16 protein-coding genes and 1 pseudogene are annotated in these 17,802 nt (G+C 66.1%); 4 read left to right on the top strand and 13 right to left on the bottom strand.

Going from position 1 to position 17,802, the window contains the following annotated elements:
• Positions 1-59: 59 nt before the first annotated feature.
• Both purQ and purS read right to left on the bottom strand, forming a co-directional pair.
• Positions 60-737, bottom strand: a complete 678-nt coding sequence (gene purQ, locus GFY24_RS34615; RefSeq protein ID WP_067568440.1) for a phosphoribosylformylglycinamidine synthase subunit PurQ — start codon at positions 735-737, stop codon at positions 60-62.
• Positions 734-967 carry a phosphoribosylformylglycinamidine synthase subunit PurS gene (gene purS / locus GFY24_RS34610; protein ID WP_309231678.1) on the bottom strand — a complete coding sequence of 78 codons (234 nt, stop codon included), beginning with the start codon at positions 965-967 and terminating at the stop codon, positions 734-736. Before purS ends, purQ begins: the two co-directional genes overlap by 4 nt.
• Before the next feature lie 162 nt (positions 968-1,129).
• Here purS and GFY24_RS34605 point away from each other — a divergent pair, with 162 nt between their 5' ends.
• Positions 1,130-1,774 carry an MBL fold metallo-hydrolase gene (locus GFY24_RS34605; RefSeq protein ID WP_153809323.1) on the top strand — a complete coding sequence of 215 codons (645 nt, stop codon included), beginning with the start codon at positions 1,130-1,132 and terminating at the stop codon, positions 1,772-1,774.
• Between the two features lie 17 nt (positions 1,775-1,791).
• On the opposite strand, the gene GFY24_RS34600 is transcribed toward GFY24_RS34605, so the two are convergent.
• The 4 genes and pseudogenes from GFY24_RS34600 to GFY24_RS34585 form a co-directional block, all read right to left on the bottom strand.
• Positions 1,792-3,318 (bottom strand): hypothetical protein, encoded by a 1,527-nt coding sequence (locus GFY24_RS34600; RefSeq protein ID WP_153809322.1) that lies wholly within the window; start codon positions 3,316-3,318, stop codon positions 1,792-1,794.
• Complete coding sequence (locus GFY24_RS34595; RefSeq protein WP_228566944.1) at positions 3,318-3,944, bottom strand: hypothetical protein; 627 nt, start codon at positions 3,942-3,944, stop codon at positions 3,318-3,320. The genes GFY24_RS34600 and GFY24_RS34595 overlap by 1 nt, the downstream gene beginning before the upstream one ends.
• Positions 3,945-4,041: 97 nt before the next feature.
• Positions 4,042-4,766: pseudogene (locus GFY24_RS34590) on the bottom strand (peptidase dimerization domain-containing protein); the annotation flags it as partial.
• A gap of 13 nt (positions 4,767-4,779) precedes the next feature.
• Positions 4,780-5,256: a hypothetical protein gene (locus GFY24_RS34585; RefSeq protein ID WP_153809321.1), complete on the bottom strand. Its 477-nt coding sequence runs from the start codon at positions 5,254-5,256 to the stop codon at positions 4,780-4,782.
• A 310-nt stretch (positions 5,257-5,566) separates the two neighbouring features.
• Here GFY24_RS34585 and GFY24_RS34580 point away from each other — a divergent pair, with 310 nt between their 5' ends.
• Positions 5,567-7,006: a glutamate decarboxylase gene (locus GFY24_RS34580; RefSeq protein ID WP_153809320.1), complete on the top strand. Its 1,440-nt coding sequence runs from the start codon at positions 5,567-5,569 to the stop codon at positions 7,004-7,006.
• Here the strand turns inward: GFY24_RS34580 and GFY24_RS34575 are convergent.
• Entirely contained in the window at positions 7,003-9,165 is a 2,163-nt protein-coding gene (locus GFY24_RS34575) for a S9 family peptidase (protein WP_153809319.1), read from the bottom strand. The two genes, GFY24_RS34580 and GFY24_RS34575, sit on opposite strands and share 4 nt — an antisense overlap.
• 364 nt (positions 9,166-9,529) lie before the next feature.
• Between GFY24_RS34575 and GFY24_RS34570 the strand changes: the two genes are divergently transcribed.
• Positions 9,530-9,823, top strand: coding sequence for a DUF397 domain-containing protein (locus GFY24_RS34570; RefSeq protein ID WP_153809318.1), 294 nt, complete (start codon positions 9,530-9,532; stop codon positions 9,821-9,823).
• Between the two features lies 1 nt (position 9,824).
• Here GFY24_RS34570 and GFY24_RS34565 read toward each other — a convergent pair whose 3' ends face one another.
• The 5 genes from GFY24_RS34565 to GFY24_RS34545 form a co-directional block, all read right to left on the bottom strand.
• Complete coding sequence (locus GFY24_RS34565; RefSeq protein ID WP_153809317.1) at positions 9,825-10,784, bottom strand: alpha/beta hydrolase family protein; 960 nt, start codon at positions 10,782-10,784, stop codon at positions 9,825-9,827.
• 128 nt (positions 10,785-10,912) lie between these two features.
• Entirely contained in the window at positions 10,913-11,350 is a 438-nt protein-coding gene (locus GFY24_RS34560; RefSeq protein ID WP_153809316.1) for an HIT family protein, read from the bottom strand.
• Positions 11,351-11,434: 84 nt separating this feature from the next.
• Positions 11,435-12,856 carry an adenylosuccinate lyase gene (gene purB, locus GFY24_RS34555; protein WP_309231677.1) on the bottom strand — a complete coding sequence of 474 codons (1,422 nt, stop codon included), beginning with the start codon at positions 12,854-12,856 and terminating at the stop codon, positions 11,435-11,437.
• 161 nt (positions 12,857-13,017) lie between these two features.
• The gene (locus GFY24_RS34550) at positions 13,018-13,623 is read right to left on the bottom strand and encodes a TetR family transcriptional regulator (protein ID WP_309231676.1); all 606 of its coding nucleotides are present in this window, start codon (positions 13,621-13,623) and stop codon (positions 13,018-13,020) included.
• Positions 13,624-13,714: 91 nt separating this feature from the next.
• The gene (locus tag GFY24_RS34545; protein WP_309231675.1) at positions 13,715-14,872 is read right to left on the bottom strand and encodes a pyridoxal phosphate-dependent aminotransferase; all 1,158 of its coding nucleotides are present in this window, start codon (positions 14,870-14,872) and stop codon (positions 13,715-13,717) included.
• 473 nt (positions 14,873-15,345) lie between these two features.
• On the opposite strand from GFY24_RS34545, the gene GFY24_RS34540 reads away from it, so the two are divergent.
• Positions 15,346-16,338 carry a M23 family metallopeptidase gene (locus GFY24_RS34540; protein WP_153809354.1) on the top strand — a complete coding sequence of 331 codons (993 nt, stop codon included), beginning with the start codon at positions 15,346-15,348 and terminating at the stop codon, positions 16,336-16,338.
• Here GFY24_RS34540 and purD read toward each other — a convergent pair.
• The gene (gene purD, locus GFY24_RS34535; RefSeq protein WP_309231674.1) at positions 16,335-17,621 is read right to left on the bottom strand and encodes a phosphoribosylamine--glycine ligase; all 1,287 of its coding nucleotides are present in this window, start codon (positions 17,619-17,621) and stop codon (positions 16,335-16,337) included. The genes GFY24_RS34540 and purD overlap by 4 nt on opposite strands.
• Positions 17,622-17,802: the final 181 nt, after the last annotated feature.

Genomic DNA, 17,802 nt, shown 5'->3' with positions numbered 1-17,802 from the left:
ATGAGATGGCAACGCCCGCACCGTCATCGACGGTGCGGGCGCTACTTACAGCTATTCGATTACGCCGAGACGAGCGCGTCCAGCACGGACAGGAACATGCCCAGCCCGTCATCGCTGGGTCCGGTGAGCGCCTCGGTGGCGTGCTCCGGATGCGGCATGAGCCCGACCACGCGGCCATTCGCGGAGCTGATGCCCGCGATACCGCGCTGCGAACCGTTCGGATTGTCGCCCGAGTAGCGGAAGACCACGCGGCCCTCGCCTTCCAGCTCGTCCAGCACCGGCGCGGACGCCTGGTAGCGGCCCTCACCGGACTTGAGCGGCACCAGGATCTGCGCGCCGGGTTCGTACCGGGAGGTCCACGCGGTATTCGCGGCTTCGACGGTCAGCCACTGGTCGCGGCAGATGAAGTGCAGGCCCTCATTGCGGGTGAGCACACCCGGCAGCAGTCCGGCCTCGCACAGGATCTGGAAGCCGTTGCAGATGCCCAGGGTCGGCAGGCCGGAGCCCGCCGCCTCGATGACCTTCTCCATGACCGGCGCGAACCGGGCGATGGCACCGGTGCGCAGGTAGTCGCCGTAGGAGAAGCCGCCGGGCACGATGACCGCGTCGACACCCTTCAGGTCGGCGTCCCCGTGCCAGAGGCTGACCGCCTCGGCCCCGGCGAGCTTGACCGCGCGGGCGGCGTCGACATCGTCCAGGGTGCCCGGGAAGGTGATGACTCCGATGCGTGCGGTCACAGCCGGACGACCTTCCAGTCCTCGATGACGGTGTTGGCGAGCAGCGACTCCGCGATCTGCTCGAGCTCGGCCTCGGTCACATCCTCGGCGACCTCGAGCTCGAACCGCTTGCCCTGCCGCACTTCCGAGATCCCGGGGTGACCCAGGCGCCCCAGCGCGCCGACAATGGCCTGACCCTGCGGATCCAGGATTTCGGCCTTCGGCATCACCTCGACCACGACACGTGCCACGCGTTGCTCCTCAGCTGGTGGGGCGGGCCCGGACGACCGTGTTCCACACAGTGCGGCCGAGCTGGGTTTCGCAGATCAGACTAGTTGGCGCAGCCTGGAGTCCGACCGCCGGGTCGACCTGGGTGGTGCACGCCACAGGGTGCCGGGACTACCGTGACAGGCATGCGCATTGCCCATTTCGGACATTCCTGCATTTTGGTGGAGTTGAACGGCGCGAAGATCCTGTTCGATCCCGGCACCTTCTCGCACGGGTTCGAGGGGATCACCGGGCTGGACGCCATCGCGGTCACGCATCAGCATCCCGATCACATCTGCCCGGATCGCATCGAGGCGCTCATCGAGGCCAATCCACAGGCGCGGCTGCTGAGCGATCCGCAGACGGCGCAGCAGCGCGGTGAGCCGTGGGAGGCGGTGCATGCCGGAAATGTGCTGAAGGTCAAGGATGTCCAGGTCACCGGTGGTGGTGGCAGGCATGCGGTAATCCACCCGGAGATTCCGGTCATCGACAACACCGTGTTCCAACTCGGAACGCCGGACGATCCCGCGCAGCTGGTGCATCCCGGTGATTCGCTGTGGGTGCCGCCGGTTCCGGTGGGCGTACTCGCCATTCCGGCGGCCGCGCCGTGGATGCGCATCAGCGAGGCGGTGGACTATCTGCGCGCGGTGAATCCGCGCACCGCCTTCCCCATTCACTTCGGCATCATCGAACCCGCCGCGCAGGGCATCTACTTCGGCCGCTTGAACGAAATGTCTCCCGCCAATACCGAATTCAAGGTCATCCAGGCGGAGGAAAACGCCGACTTCTAGCACGCTCCCCCGATTTCCTATGGCTTGCGGTTCAGCGTGCCCAGTGCATCGATACGGAATTCGCTTTCCGAGACATCCACTCCGGTATCGCTGAATCGCCGCCCGCCGAGCCTCGAGGCAATGTATTCGCGAATCGAGGCGGGCTGCGCGGCAAGGGAATTCAGTACGTCCGCGGGGACTTCGACGGTGCCGTCGAAGTGCCGCGGTTGCGCCGAGATTCCCGCCTGCTGCGGCGTCTGCCGGAGCGCGTCCACGGTGTGCAGGATCAAATCCAGCCGGCCACCATCGGCGAAGTCGAGTCGAAGTGGCGCGGGAGTGCTTGCCACATCGAAGGATTCGACACTCGCGGTCACACCGGCGAAACCGCCCGCATAACTGTAGGGCGATACGGAAACCGTCGGGTCGACGCTGCGGTCGTCCGGCGTATTCTCCAATCGCGCACCACCGAGCGGCCGATCCGTGGGTACGAAACTCCACCGCGTCGCCGCGAGTTGCTTTGTCCAGTAACCATTTCGGCCACCATCGACACCCTCGACCCGCAGTTCCCGCGCATCCGATCCGACGCCGGTCTTGTGAATCGAGACGCGGTCGGTGATCACACCCGGCACCTTCGGCTGCCGCACCCACGACGGTGCCGGCAGCTGGATCGCGGCATAGCGCGGGTCGACACGCTCGCTCAGCATGTCGGGTGCTTCGGGCAGGCCGCGCTGATCCTCGTACGAGTAGCGGAAGAAGACCTTGTCCGCACCGGAGATGTCGAAATCGTAGAGCCGCGTGTACATATCGCCATTGCGGTCCACAATGAGCGAGGTGGAGCCGCTGGTGGAGAGCGCCACCGCGCGGAACCGGTCCGGCAGCGACATCTCGTAACTGTGGTCGACCGGCAACCACGGGTCGATATAGCGAATCCGCGTGCCACCGTCGGTCAGCGCGTAGACATGCGAAACCTTCGCGCCGCCAACGGGATGCGCGTTGCCCGCGGTGTCGCGCCAAACGTGATCCTCATTGGGCGAGAGCACCGACCAGGTCCAGTCGACGGTGCCGGGCGGCAGGACATTACCCGGTCCGGTCCACAGCGGGGTGCCGTACCTGGTGCTCCAATTCCAATCCTTGGGCGCGCTCAGGGCGTGATCCATGGTGTAGAAGCGGCCCGCGCGGTCCACCACCATGATTTCGTCGTCATCGGCGGACACGCCGGCGACCTGTCCCGCGAGACAGCCGGGCAATGCCATCGATCGCCAACCTCCCTGGGCGGCAGCCTCTTTCACGAAGAGTCCGCCATCGCGCGCCGCGAAGGACCAGCGGCGGTTGAAGGTCTCGGTCGCGGTGCGGAAGTCGACCTGCGCGGGCAGCGCGGCATCGGCGACCGGAAAGGCTTCCAGCCCAGCGATACTCGGATCCGCACCGGGTTCGGGGGTACCGACGGTGCCGATGAGCACACAGCCACCCGGGTCGGCGACGGCCGCGGGATGCACTGCGAGACCGGTGAATACGAGTCCGGCAACAGCCGCCAGCACGCCGCGTTCGATATTGCGAGAATTCATCACAGCCACCCCAGTGCGCCGAACACGATCACGGCCAGCGCATCGATACCGAGAATCACGCCCACCGCGGTCGCCTTGCGCCGCACGGTGGGCAGGTCGTACACCCAGAAACAGGCGGTGAAGAACGGCACGTACCCGATCAGCCAGATGAGGAACGGGAAGCTCGGCTGCCACCAGGACCAGTCCCAGGTGAGCACGCCCACCTTGTTGAGCACCACTTCGACCCCGACCGCCGCGGCCGAGTTGACCGCGATGAGCACCGGCCGATTGGGCAGCCCGAAGATGCGGGTCTCCTTGGGCGGCAACATCTTCGCCGCCGCAATGCCCATGATCGCGAACATGAAGCAGATCTCGATATTCAGCCCGATGAGCAGCTGATACGCGGTCGGCCCGGTCGCACCCCAGACGGGCGCGCGCCCGGTGGCATGGAAGAACAGCGAGTTCCAAACCTCGTTGAAGACATCCATGCCCCAGAGCGCGAGCCCCGCGAAGAGCACATTCCAGTTCCGCCGCTCGACTTCGGTCGCATAGATGTAGATGACGACCAACAGCAGCGGGACGATGTACCACTTGAACTGGCTGCTGTCCCGCACGAGCTCCATTGCCACCCGGGCATGCTCGGTCACCGGCGCACCTCTCTCCCTATGACCGCAAAATCCGGGTAAGCATGTTACAAATCGACGTCGATTGTCAATGTGTAATCGGGACCGGGGTCACAGGGAGCTACTTCGCGTATGAGGCGAGGAACAACGCCTCCGCAAATGCCATGTGCTCGATCTCCGAGGGATCGACGCTCTCATTGGGCGCGTGGATCAGGCATTTGGGCTCCTCGACGCCCATGAGCATGATCTCCGCGTTCGGGTAGGTGTCGGCGAAGACATTGCAGAGCGGGATGGAGCCACCCTGGCCTTCGGTGGTGGCCGCGCGGCCGTAGGACGCGGCGAAGGCGGCCTCCATCGCCGTGCGTGCGGGTCCGCCGGTCGCGGCGCGGAAGGGTGAACCGGTCGCCTCGGTCTCGATGGTGACCTTGGCATGCCACGGGGTATGCGATTCCAGATGCGCGGTAAGGGCTTTCAGCGCGTCCTGCGGTTCCACGCCCGGCGGGATGCGCAGGTTGAGGCGGGCGCGGGCCTTGGGCTGAATGGCCGCCGAGGAGCCGACCACCGGGGCACATCCATGCCGAGGACGGTGAGAGCCGGTCGCGCCCAGACCATATCGGAGACGGTGCCGCTGCCGACGATATCGACACCGTCGAGAATATTGGCGTCGGCGCGGAACTGGTCCTCGGGGTACTGGACGCCGTCCCACTTCTGATCACTGGGCAGACCGTCGACGGTGGTGTTGCCGTCGGCGTCGCGCAGACTGGCGAGCACGTGGATGAGCGCGGCGAGAGCATCGGGTGCGGGACCACCGAACATGCCGGAATGCATTGGCCCGTCGAGGGTCTCGAAACCGGTTCGGTCAGATCGGTTTTCGCGCGCGGCATGAATTCTCGCACGGCGGTGCGCTGGGGGTCGGTGCGGCCAATCCCGCTGCCAGTAAACGGGATTGGAGTACCTCGGCCTTGCGCAGCGATACATCGCTGTCCCGGTCCTCCCGGAAGATGAGCACCCCGGCGATCGCGATGGCCACCGGCACCACCGCCACCGACCAGTAGACGAGCCGCCGCGAACGCTCGGAAGCCCCTTCCAATTGCGGTAATTCGACTTCACTCAGGAGAGCGCCTCCTCGGGGACCGCGATCTTCCAGGCGGGTTTGCGGAACCGGAAGACCAGGCCGGCCAGCCCGGTCCAGGCGGGCAGCAGATACAGGAATACGCATGCCAGCCCGTGCCGAGCGCAGGCTGGCCACCGAACTGGTGGTCATGAGCGCCAGCGTCACCCATGAGAGGTATTTGATGGCAGTGCTTTTCGCGACCGTGGTGGTCGTCCCGGTCATAACCTCGCCTTCCCGTCGGTTTGTCAGAACAGCGAGAAGCCGGTGGCGCGCGCCAATGCTTCCAGCGCGATGCCACCGACTACCGAATTACCCTTCGGATCGAGGCCGGCCCCATACAGTTAGTCATATAGCAATTTATCAGCTATCCAAATGGCGCCGAGTTGTTCGGCGGTAGCACGACCCGGAATACAATCCCCTAACATGCCTTATCCCATGCGTGGCGCTACCGCGGAGAGCACTCGCCATATGACATTCTGAGAGCCCATGGAGCTGGATGGTAATCGTTCAGCAACCATCTCTGGGAGGCTAAATGAGCAGCAATCCGGAATCCGACGATCTCTTCGCGATGCCCGGTTTACGCCGCGGCGCCCCGAAGGCCGGCTTCCCGGTTACCGAAATGCTCCCCGAGGTGGCATACCAGCTCGTGCATGACGAACTCATGCTCGACGGCGTCTCCCGGATGAACCTGGCGACCTTCTGCACCACCTGGATCGACGATCAGGCCCGCCGGCTCATGAACAATTGCCTCGACAAGAACATTGTCGACAAGGACGAATATCCGCAGACCGCGGAGCTCGAAAAGCGCTGTGTGCGCATGCTCGCCGACCTCTGGCACTCCCCCGACGCCACGAGAACCCTCGGCACCTCCACCACCGGATCCAGCGAGGCCGCCATGCTCGGCGGCCTGGCCGCGAAGTTCCGCTGGCGCAAGCGCGGTGGCACCGGCATCCCCAATTTCGTCTGCGGTCCGGTGCAGGTGTGCTGGGAGAAGTTCGCCCGCTACTTCGATGTCGAGATCCGGCAGATCCCGCTGCGCGGCGACCGGCTCACCATGCATCCGGACGATGTGGCCGCGTACTGCGATGCGAACACCATGATGGTGGTGCCCACCTTCGGGCAGACCTTCACCGGGCTGTTCGAGGATGTGGCCGGAATCTGCCGGGCCCTGGACGATTTGGAAGAGCGGACGGGCCTGAACATCCCCGTTCACGTCGATGCGGCCAGCGGCGGCTTCCTGGCCCCGTTCTGCGCGCCCGAGGTGCTGTGGGACTTCCGGCTGCCGCGGGTGAAATCCATCAATGCCTCCGGCCACAAGACCGGACTCGCCCCGCTCGGTGCGGGCTGGGCCATCTGGCGCACCGCCGCCGACCTGCCCAAGGAACTCATCTTCAATGTCGACTACCTCGGCGGCAATATGCCCACCTTCAATCTCAATTTCTCCCGGCCGGGCGGGCAGGTCATCACCCAGTACTACGACTTCATCCGGCTCGGCCGCACCGGTTACACCAAGGTGCAATACGAGATCTACCGGGCCGCACAGCATCTCGCGGCCGGACTTACCGATACCGGACTCTTCGAAATGATCCACGACGGCGACCCGCAACGCGGTATCACCGCCGTCTCCTGGAAACTGAAGGGCGAGCGCACCTTCAACCTCTACGACCTGTCGGACCGGCTACGCACCCGCGGCTGGCTGATCGCCGCCTACCCGCTACCCGCCGACCGCGATGACGAGACCATCATGCGCACGGTGCTGCGGCACGGCTTCACCCTCGATATGGCGGATCTGCTGCTCGCCGACTTCACGCGCTGCCTCGAGCAGTTGAACGCGCACCCCCTGACCACCTCGCTCACCCGCGAAGAGGCAGGCGGGTTCACCCACAACGCCACCGCCGCAGTGTCTTCCAAGGATGCCCAGACGCATCCCGTCGCGGCAGCGGCGCAGTCGGGCCAGCCGAAATCCGTCTAGGCGTCCGCGAGCCCGACGGTGTCCAGCAGCCAGGCGAATTCGAAGGCGATTTCCTTCCACTTCTCATAGCGCCCGCTGACACCGCCGTGGCCCGCGGTCATCTCCGTCTTGAGCAGCAGCTGCGAGTGACCGGTCTTGGTGGCACGCAGTTTCGCGACCCACTTGGCCGGTTCCACGTACAGCACCCGGGTGTCATTGAGCCCGGTGATGGCCAGAATCGCCGGATAGTCCTGCGCCTGGACATTCTCGTACGGTGTGTAGGTCTTCATGTAGTCGTAGATCTGCTTGTCCGCCAAGGGATTACCCCACTCGTCCCATTCGGTGACGGTGAGCGGCAGCGACGGATCCAGGATCGAGGTCAGCGGATCCACGAACGGCACACTGGTGAGAATGCCGCTGAACAGCTCCGGCGCCATATTCGCCACCGCGCCCATGAGCAGCCCGCCCGCACTGCCGCCATCGGCGACCATCCGATCCGGCGCGGTCACCTCGGTATCCACCAAATGCTGTGCGACGGAGACGAAATCGGTGAAGGTGTTCTTCTTGGTGAGCGTCTTGCCGTCCTCGTACCAGAGCCGGCCCATCTCACCGCCGCCGCGCACATGCGCCACCGCGAACACCATGCCGCGATCCAGCAGCGACAGCCGCGCCACCGAGAAGTACGGGTCGATGGCCGCCTCATAGGAGCCATATCCGTAGAGCATCAACGGTTTCGGGCCCGCTGGAGCGTCCTTGCGCTGCACCAGCGAGACCGGCACCCGGGTGCCGTCCGCCGCGATCGCCCAATCCCGCTGCTGCACATACTCGTCCGCGTTGTACCCGCCGAGTACGACCTGCTCCTTGCGCAGGATCATCTCACCGGTCCCGGGCACGTAATCGAAGATCTGGGTGGGCGTGATGAACGAGGTCACCCCGATACGCAGCATGGGCTGCTCCCATTCGGGATTGCCGCCCAGCCCGGCGGAGAACAGCGCCAGATCGAAGTCGATATCGCTCAGCTCGCCGAAACCGTCTGAGGTCAACGGCCACACCGCGACTCGCGGCAGCGCCTCCCGGCGGTAACTCAGCACCAGCTTGTCGGAGAAGGCATCGATACCCTCCAGCCGCACATCATCGCGATGCGGGATGAGCAGGGTCATATTCGCCGGATCGGCGAGCGGCGCGACGGCCAGCACGGAGTTCACCGCCTTCACCCCGTCCACCACATCGTTGTGCAGGATGAGCAGCTTGTCCTCACCCCCGATGACGGCATGCTCGGTGCCGTATTCGACACCCTCGCGACGCGGCAGCAGGACACGGAACTCCCCTTCGGGGTTGTCCGCCTCCAGAATCCACTCCTCGCTGGTCACCTTGGAACCGGTGCGGATGACCAGGAATCGCTCCGAACGGGTCGCGTCGATACCGACCCAGAAGCTCTCATCGGCCTCATGGAAGACGCGCACATCGGCGGAGCGCTCGGTACCGAGCCGATGCCGCCACACGCTGTCGGGCCGCCAGGACTCGTCCAGGGTCTGATAGAACACGTGCGTGCCATCGAGGGACCAGGTCGCGCCGCCCGCGATATCGGCGATCTCCTCGGGCAGCATCTCCCCGGTGCGCAGATTCTTGATCCGCAGCGCATACCGCTCATTGCCCTCGGTATCCACCGAGTAGGCGAGCATGTCACCGGCATGGCTCAGCGAATACGCGCCCAGCGCGAAGAAGTCATGCCCCTCGGCGAGCTCGTTCGCATCCAGCAGCACCTCCTCGCCTGGAATCTCGACTCCGGCCTCCAACTTCGGCGGCGTCCAGTCGTCCGGACCGGCGAGCGGGCAGCGGCAGGACACACCGTGCTGCTTACCCTCGAAGGTGCGTGAGTAGTACCAGTATTCGCCCATCCGGGTGGGCAGCGACAGATCGGTCTCCTGGGTGCGGCCCTTGATCTCGTCGTAGATCTTCTCCCGCAGCGGCCGCAACTTCTCGGTCTGCGCCTCGGTATAGGCGTTCTCCGCCTCCAGATACGCGATGACCTCGGGATCCTTCTTCTCGCGCAGCCACTCGTACTCGTCGACGAAGACATCCCCGTGGTGCACGCGCTCGCTCGGCACCCGCTTGGCAATCGGCGCCGTCACGACCGGGCCGGAATTCGATATCGCGCTACCACTGCTGTCCAGAGCCATGGGTACACGTTAATGGTGCGGGTACGAGCAGGACCGCCGACCTGCTCGTGACCCGAATATTTACTCCGACGCCCGCTGCGTCGCTGAGCTACCGTCGCCGCGTCCGCGACGGGGCCCGATGCCGGGCCTGGTCGTACAGGTAGAACACCGCCGCCTTGCGCCGGGCGCACTGATCGGTCGGACAGCTTCTATGCACACTCAGAATGCTTTGCGCCAGTTCGGCATTGAACCGCTCCGGCACCACATCACAGCTGTCGGAGATGGGAGCCGCTCGCTGTTCTGACCATGGCGTGCGCACCACATACCTCCTTCCGCAGACACAGAATGGAATATCCGATCCGATGGCTCCGCAAACCCTGGCATTATGAGTGCGATCTACATCACCGACCAGTACCTGGCACCTAGGGAGTCCGAAGTGGAAGCCGAGTCCGTCTCTTCGCCCGCCACGGCGAAGAACCGCGAAATCGAGTCCGATGCCGTCTGGCGGCGCGGCGACGACAGTACCGACGGCGTCGAAATCGCCTTCCTGGCCAGCGGAAATATCGGCCTGCGGGACTCCCGCAATCCGGACGGGCCCGTGCTGGTGTTCACCCCCGGCGAGTGGCGTGCCTTCGTCGCCGGGGCCAAGGACGGCGAATTCAACCGTCCCGGAAGGTGATTCAGGCGCCGATCGCCCCGCCGACGGTGGGCCACGATTCGTGCAGCGTGTCCTGCCAGTACGACCACGAATGCGTGCCCACCGGGCTGTAATCCACGTGGGCCGGGATATTCAGATCCTTCAGATGCCCGGCGAACGAGTTGACGCAGGCGTTCGCACCCAATTCGATCGGCCCGCCGAAGAAGATGTTCTCCGGCAGCTGCGGTTTGATCTCCAGCTCATGCGGGCCGGGCAGCCCGGTACCGGTGGACAGGTAGATGGTCTTGCCGCGCAGCCGGTCCGCCATGAGCGCCGGATTGTGTGCCGCCCACGCCGGATCCGCCGGACCACCCCACATATTGAACGGATTGCCACCGCGATTGGCGATGGAGAACAGGATCGCGCCCTGCGCGATATTCAGGTCCGGGCAGGTGCTGTAGCCGGCGACCGCGCGGTACAGCTCCGGATGCCGTACGGCCAGCGTGAAAGCCGCCACGCCGCCCATGGACAGCCCGCCGATGGCGTTCACGCCGTTACCGGCGAAATAGTCGTCGATGATCGGCGGAAGTTCCGCTGTCAGAAAGGTTTCCCACCGGTAGCGGCCGAACCGCGGATCGTCGGCGGCCCAGTCGGTGTAGTAGCTGGCCTGGCCGCCGATGGGCAGCACCACATTCACGTTCTTATCGCGGAAGAAGGGTTCGGCGTCGGTGGCATTTGTCCAGGTGCTCTGGGTCGCGCCCGGGTCCAGACCGTCCAGCAGGTAGTAGCTGGAGCGTTCACCGCCGCCCGCTGGATGTAGCACCTGCACCTGGACCGTGCGGCCCATCGCGGGGGAATCGATGAAGATCGCGGAGCGGGTGGCGTTCAATTCGTCGACCCGGACCACCTGTGCCGCATGAGCGGTGACCGGCGGCGTCACGGCCGGACCGAGCAGACCTGCGGCGAATGCGAAAACCGCTGCGGCGACGACTCTTGTACGCATGGCCCCACCTTCATCAGCCCACCACAATCACATTCCAACGTAACTCGAGTGGTGGTAGCAGCGAGGAATATTCGATCCAGGGCGTGTCTTCGGCAACCAATCGGTCCGCATATGGTAATGCCGATCGGCTATGAGTTATCGGTTTCCTGCCGCAGCACGCCCCGAATAGACCCGGCCAGATAATCCAGATCCGCGCGCCGCGGGGAGGTCGGCCGCGCCCGCAAACCGAAACCATCGCCCGGGGTCCGCGGAATCACGTGCAGATGCACATGGAACACCTCCTGGCCCGCGGTCACCCCGTCCGCCAGAAAGAAATTCACGCCGTCACAATTCACCTCGGACTCACGCAATGCCGCGGCCAACCGCTGTCCGACCTGAAAAAGCTTGCCGCCCAGGGCCGGATCCAACTCCGCCAGACTGCGCGCCGGAACCTTGGGAATCACCAGCAGATGTCCGGGCGTCACGGGCCGAATGTCCATGAACGCCAGCACATCCTCGTCCTCGTACACCTTGCTGGCCTCGGCCTGCCCGGCGATGATCTCGGAGAAAATGGTGTACGGATTCATGACCGCAGCCTGCCACGCGCCGCCACCCGAAGACGTTTCGACCCCGGCGCTCGTGCCGCGCCGGGGTCGAGAGTCGTTGTGCTACTACAGAATCGGCGCGGGGGTGTAGCGCGCCGCCTCCGGGTTCGCCGAGACCAGCTTCTGCACCTGGGCGATGACCTCGGCGGTCTGCGCCTCCGCGGCACCGATGAAGGCCGAACGATCCTCGAGCGCGGCCTCCAGGCCGGCCCGATCCAGCGGCATCCGGTCGTCGGCGGCCAGCCGGTCCAGCAGATCGGGCTCACGGCCCTGCTCACGCATGGCCAGGGCCACGGCGACCGCGTGCTCCTTGATGACCTCGTGCGCGGTCTCACGGCCCACACCGGCACGCACGGCGGCCATCAGCAGGCGGGTGGTGGCCAGGAACGGCAGGTAGCGGTTCAGCTCGCGGTCGATGACGGCCGGGTACGCGCCGAACTCCGCGAGAATGGTCAGGAAGGTCTCCATCATGCCGTCGATGGCGAAGAAGGCGTCCGGCAAAGCCACCCGGCGGATCACCGAGCAGAAGACGTCACCCTCGTTCCACTGCGCGCCCGCCATTTCGGCGGCCATGGAACCGTAGCCGCGCAGGATCACCTGCAGGCCGTTCACCCGCTCGGCGGAGCGGGTATTCATCTTGTGCGGCATGGCGGACGAGCCGACCTGCCCCTTCTGGAAGCCCTCGGTGACCAGTTCATGCCCGGCCATCAGGCGAATGGTGTGCGCGAAAGACGAAGGGCCGGCACCGATTTGGACCAGCGTGGAGAGCACATCATGATCCAGCGAGCGCGGGTACACCTGGCCGACACTGGTGAAGACATTCTTGAAACCGAGGTGATGCGCGACCTTCTGCTCCAGCTGCGCCAGCTTGGCCGCATCGCCGTCGAGGAGATCCAGCATGTCCTGCGCGGTGCCCATCGGACCCTTGATGCCCCGCAGCGGGTAGCGGTCGATGAGCTCCTGCAAACGGGTCAGCGCGATCAGCAACTCGTCCGCGGCCGAGGCGAAACGCTTACCCAGCGTGGTCGCCTGCGCCGCCACATTGTGCGAACGACCGGCCATCACCAGCGACTGGTACTCGGCGGCCCGCTCGGCCAGCCGGGCCGCGACGGCCACACCGTGCGCGTACACATGCTCCAGCGAGAGCCGGATCTGCAACTGCTCGACATTCTCGGTGAGATCACGCGAGGTCATGCCCTTGTGCACATGCTCATGCCCGGCGAGTGCGTTGAACTCCTCGATCCGCGCCTTCACATCGTGCCGGGTAACCCGCTCACGCTCGGCGATCGAACCCAGATCGACCTGATCGATGACGCGCTCGTAATCCTCGACCACGCCTGTGGGAACCGCGATTCCTAGCTCGGCCTGCGCCCGCAGCACCTCCAGCCACAGCCGCCGCTCCAGAACGATCTTGTTCTCCGGCGACCACAGGCGAACCAGTTCGGGACTGGCATAACGGGTGGCGAGGACGTTCGGCACTGATGTCACTGTGTCTATTTTGCCCTCCGCTTCGCTCCGGGCGGTTCGCGGCCCCCGAAGTCTCGGTTCTTCCCTCCCTCCGCTCCCCCGCTTCGCTCCTCCGCTCCGCTCGGTCCAGAACCGAGACGGGCCGCGAACTTGGGGGGCATGTTCGAATAGGGTCGGGCGAGTTAGGTTGGGGGAGCAACGATGTCGATCACCTCTAAGAGTGCGCCGCGCGCCATGCGGCGGGGTTGCGGGTCGGCCTCGCCGAGGGCGGTCACCACCGCGCCGTCGACCACCGCCACCAGTCTCCGGGTTTGTTCGGGGCGGACCACGCGATCGGAGCGGCGCAGAACATCGGCGAGCAGCTCATCCAACTGGGCGCGTAGTCGGAGCTGGACCTCACGTAGTTCGGGATGGCGGGCCGAGGCCACCGAACGCTCATAGCGGGCGATGAGCTGGCCGCGGGCATCGGCATCGGCGTGCTCGGGGCCGACGAGCAGATCCAGCACCAGATCCACGGTCGCCTCGGCGGCACGGCGACGATGCGTCACCTCACCGACGCGGCGGCGCATGGCCTCCAGTTCGGCATTGCCGGAGAATTCGACCGCGCGCGCGATCAAATCCTCCAGCGATTCGAAGTAGTAGGTGGTGGACGCGAGCGGCAGCTCCGCACGCGTCGCCACCGAGCGGTGCCGAACCGCCTCGAAGCCGCCCTCGAGGAGCAGTTCGGCGGCGGCACAAACCAGCGCTTGGCGACGCCGTTCGCCTTTCGGAGTCGTCGCAGTGGTCACGGATGCAATCGTGCCAGTCCTCATCGGTTCATCTGTACCGAATCTGTGCGATCTGTGCCGATTCGCCGGGAACGGCGCTTCCGGGGGCCGTTCAGGCCAGATACCGTCCCAACCGGTCCATTGCTTCTTCGATATCGGAGCTCGCCCCCGCGAACGAGAAGCGCACGGTATGAACGCCGTTCACGGTGTCGAAGTCGATACCCGGCGCCAGCGCCACACCCGTCCGATCGAGCACCTCGGTACACCACGCCATCGAATCATCGGTCAGATGCGCGATATTCGCGTACGCGTAGAACGCGCCATCCGCCGGAGCCAGATCGGTGATGCCGAGCTTCGGCAGACCCGAAAGCAGCAGTTGCCGATTCGCGGCATAGCGCGCCACATGCCCGTCGAGTTCGGCCTTGGCTTCCGCGCCGAAAGCGTGCACGGCCGCGTACTGCGAAATAGCGGGCGGGCAGACGGTCATATTCGAGGCGAGGCGTTGCAGGGCCGGGCGCATGCCCTCGGGCACCAGCATCCAGCCGAGCCGCCAGCCGGTCATGGAGAAGTATTTCGAGACCGAGCCGATGACGATCGATTCGCGGGAAGTCTCCCAAGCGGAAGACGTCGGTTCGGTGTCGTCGTAAACGATGCCGTGATAGATCTCGTCGGAGATCAGCAGCGTGCCGTGCGCATCACACCAGCGTGCCAGGGCTGCCAGCTCCGACGGGGCGATCATGGTCCCGGTCGGATTGGCCGGGCTCGCCACGATCAATCCCGCAGGCGGCTCGGGCAGGGCCTCGAGCATGGCCACGGTCGGCTGGAATCGGGTCTCGGGACCGCAATCCAACTCGATCACATTGCAGCCCAATGCCGTCAGCGTGTTCCGGTAGGCGGGGTATCCCGGCCGCGCCACCACCACGGTGTCGCCGACATCGAAAGCCGCCAGGAAAATCAGCGTGAACGCACCCGACGACCCGGTCGTCACCACCACATCATCGGCGCTGACCTGCACCCCATAGGTGCTCCGGTGATGCTCCGCGATCGCCTCCCGCAGTGCCAGAATCCCGAATGTCTCGGTATAGCCCAGCAATTCGGAATCCATGGCCTCTTTGGTGGCCCGCAAAACCGCCCGCGGAGCGGGCGTTGAAGGCTGTCCGGCGGCCAGCACCAGCACATCCCCATGAGTCCGGGCCCGTTCAGCTGCTGCCTTCCAGACATCCATCACGTAAAAAGGTGGAATGGTCGACCGGCGAGATTCGATACGCACTCGACAGACGGTAGAGCACCCACTCCCCCGCCTGTCCGGCAATGGCCGCCGGAATGCCTGAGGAGGCTCATATGCAGGGGGGACCGGCAACCACCGAGGAGGACCCGGCGGGACATCATGACGCCGCTGCGCACACCACCAACGGACACGCGCCTGACGCGAAGGCCGCCGACGACGCGACCGCCCAGCCCACGCCCAACTCGGCACACCCCGCAACCGCCACCATCGCGAACACGCGGGATGAACCTGCGACAGAGGCTGATTCGGCGCTCGATGAGCCAAGCCCTGGCGTCGCGTGCGAGCAACACGCCGAATCCGAGGGCCACACGGCTGGAAACAAGACCTCGCGCGGACGGAGCAACGCGCAGACGTCCGCGACCGAGCAGGAGAAGTTCTCGGCTTCGCAGGAAGCGGACTTCGAGACTTCAGGGAACGAAGCAGAACGCGAGTTTCGGGCCGGGGTCGACAGTTTCATGCCGGGGGTTCGGCTGCGGCTGGATACGCCAGGCCGGGCGTCGACATTCGCGCGGGCGCAGCTGGCTCGGGGTGCGCGAGCGGGGGCGCGCGGGCTGACACAGGCGCGCAAACGGGTGCCGGTGGTCCGGGATCAGGCGCTCGAGCTCTGGGACACGCGGCCGCGGTCTCGCGCCGAGTTCGACGAACTGGTCGAGCGGGGCAAAGGGGAAGTGCGGCGGCAGGCGCCGGTAGCGCGGGCCTGGGCGATTCGGCATCGGGTGCTGATCGGCGGGGTGGTCGCGGTGCTGGTATTCGCGGCCGCGGACAGCGGACTCGGGTTGATTCCGACCGATGCGGCGGTGGAACCCGGTGTGGCACTGCGGGTTCCGGTGGCGCACCCGTTGCAGGTACATACTGCGGCGGAGTCGGCGAAACGATATCTGGACGCGATCAGCAACGGTGAGCGCCTGCGCGAATCGGCGGTGGTGGCCGCCGCCGCCCGCACGACCCTCGAACGCGCCAAAGCCGAGGCCGCGGCGGCGGTGAACGGCGAGCAGCAGCCGTGGATGGTCGGTCCCGCACCGGCCGGCACCCTGCCGCCGGGCTTCGTACTACCCGGGGTCGGCGGCTTCGTCCTACCGGCGATAGGCGCGTTCACCTCCGGGTTCGGTGCGCGCTGGGGCACTTTCCACGCGGGCATCGATATCGCCGGACCGCTCGGTTCACCGATCTACGCGGTCGCGGCGGGCACGGTCATCGACGCGGGCCCGGCGCAGGGCTTCGGGCTGTGGGTGCGCATCCGGCACGACGACGGCACCATCTCCGTCTACGGGCACATGTACGACTTCTTCGTCTCGGTGGGCGAGCGCGTCCCGGCGGGCATGCAGATCGCCCGTATCGGCAATCGCGGCGACTCCACCGGTCCGCACCTGCACTTCGAGATCATCGTCAACGGGCAGCACGTCGATCCGCAGACCTGGCTGGCCCAGCGCGGGATCTCGCTGAACTAGACCGCCGGTTCGGGGACGGTGATGCGGCCTTCTACCGCTGCCAAGGCGATATCGGTGCGGAAGTGGCCGCCGGGCAGCTTGATTCCGGCGAGGCGGGTGTAGGCGTTCTCGCGGGCCTCGGAGAGGTCCGCGCCCTGGCCGATAATGGCGAGGACGCGTCCACCGGCGGAGACGATCGAACCGTCTTCGCGCAGTGCGGTTCCCGCGTGCAGCACCTCGGATTCGGTTCCGGTGCCGGAGGATTCGGCCCCGGTGATGACGTCACCGCTGCGCGGGCGGCCCGGGTAGTTCTCGGCGGCGAGCACGACGGTGACGGCGGCGCCGTCCTTCCAGCGCGGCGCCTCGACCTCACCGAGGGTTCCGGTGGCGGTGGCGTACAGCAGTTCACCGAGCGGGCTGTCCAGCATGGCCAGTACGGCCTGGGTCTCGGGATCGCCGAAGCGGCAATTGAATTCGATGACGGCGGGACCGGACGAGCCGACGGCGAGCCCGGCGTACAGCAGTCCGCTGAACGGAACTCCACGCCAAACCATTTCGGCCGCAACGGGTTTCACCACATCATCGACGATGGCCTGCAGAGTCTCATCGGTCAGCCAAGGCAGTGGCGTGTACGCGCCCATGCCACCGGTATTCGGCCCCGTGTCCCCGTCGCCGACGCGCTTGTGGTCCTGCGCGGGCAGCAGCGGCACCACGGTCTCACCGTCGACCAGGCAGAACAGCGATACCTCGGGCCCGTCCAGGAAGGACTCCAGCAGTACCGGATGCCCGTTCTCCAGCAGTTCGGCCCCGTGCTCGCGCGCGATCGACCGGTCGGCCGTCACGACGACACCCTTGCCCGCGGCCAGCCCGTCATCCTTGACGACCCAGGTCGGCCCGAAGCGATCCAGCGCGGCATCCAGCTCACCCGGGTGATCGACGATCTCACTGTGCGCGGTGCGCACACCGGCCGCGTTCATCACATCCTTGGCGAACGCCTTGGACCCTTCGATCCGCGCGGCCGCGGCGGACGGCCCGAAGGCCGGAATCCCGGCGGCCCGCACCGCATCGGCGACACCGAGCACCAGCGGCACCTCCGGCCCGACCACGACCAGGTCGACACCGAGCTCCTTGGCGAGGGCGGCCACCTCTTCACCCGAACTGGGGTCGACCGCTCGCACCTCCACATGCTGGGCGATCCCCGCGTTACCGGGCGCGACCGACACCGCGGTCACCGCCGGGTCCCGGCGCAAGGCCAGGGCGAGGGCATGTTCACGGGCTCCGGAACCGATGACGAGTACGCGCACGGCAGACAGCTTAAAGCGTGCGCGTCGACCGGCCCCGGGCGGTTCCACGCGAGACCCGGCGAAACGGAATAGCGTTCGTCCGCGGCCGCGCCCCGGGCTATGGATGAGCCGAGTACTCGCGCGGCAGCCCGACCAGCGGGGCGAGTTGCGGCGGACGGTGGCTGTGTCGGGGCGGCCTTCA

It is taken from the genome of Nocardia sp. SYP-A9097 (genome assembly GCF_009649815.1).
Classification (GTDB): domain Bacteria; phylum Actinomycetota; class Actinomycetes; order Mycobacteriales; family Mycobacteriaceae; genus Nocardia.
The sequence above is the reverse complement of the archived record's forward strand: the minus strand, read 5'-3'. Positions and strand labels throughout refer to the sequence as shown.

Coding starts and splice junctions, on each gene's coding strand:
- GFY24_RS34605 (WP_153809323.1), top strand. CDS start 1,130: ATGCGCATTGCCCATTTCGGACATTCCTGCATTTTGGTGGAGTTGAAC.
- GFY24_RS34600 (WP_153809322.1), bottom strand. CDS start 3,318: ATGAATTCTCGCAATATCGAACGCGGCGTGCTGGCGGCTGTTGCCGGA.
- GFY24_RS34585 (WP_153809321.1), bottom strand. CDS start 5,256: ATGACCGGGACGACCACCACGGTCGCGAAAAGCACTGCCATCAAATAC.
- GFY24_RS34580 (WP_153809320.1), top strand. CDS start 5,567: ATGAGCAGCAATCCGGAATCCGACGATCTCTTCGCGATGCCCGGTTTA.
- GFY24_RS34575 (WP_153809319.1), bottom strand. CDS start 9,165: ATGGCTCTGGACAGCAGTGGTAGCGCGATATCGAATTCCGGCCCGGTC.
- GFY24_RS34570 (WP_153809318.1), top strand. CDS start 9,530: ATGAGTGCGATCTACATCACCGACCAGTACCTGGCACCTAGGGAGTCC.
- GFY24_RS34565 (WP_153809317.1), bottom strand. CDS start 10,784: ATGCGTACAAGAGTCGTCGCCGCAGCGGTTTTCGCATTCGCCGCAGGT.
- GFY24_RS34560 (WP_153809316.1), bottom strand. CDS start 11,350: ATGAATCCGTACACCATTTTCTCCGAGATCATCGCCGGGCAGGCCGAG.
- GFY24_RS34540 (WP_153809354.1), top strand. CDS start 15,346: ATGCCGGGGGTTCGGCTGCGGCTGGATACGCCAGGCCGGGCGTCGACA.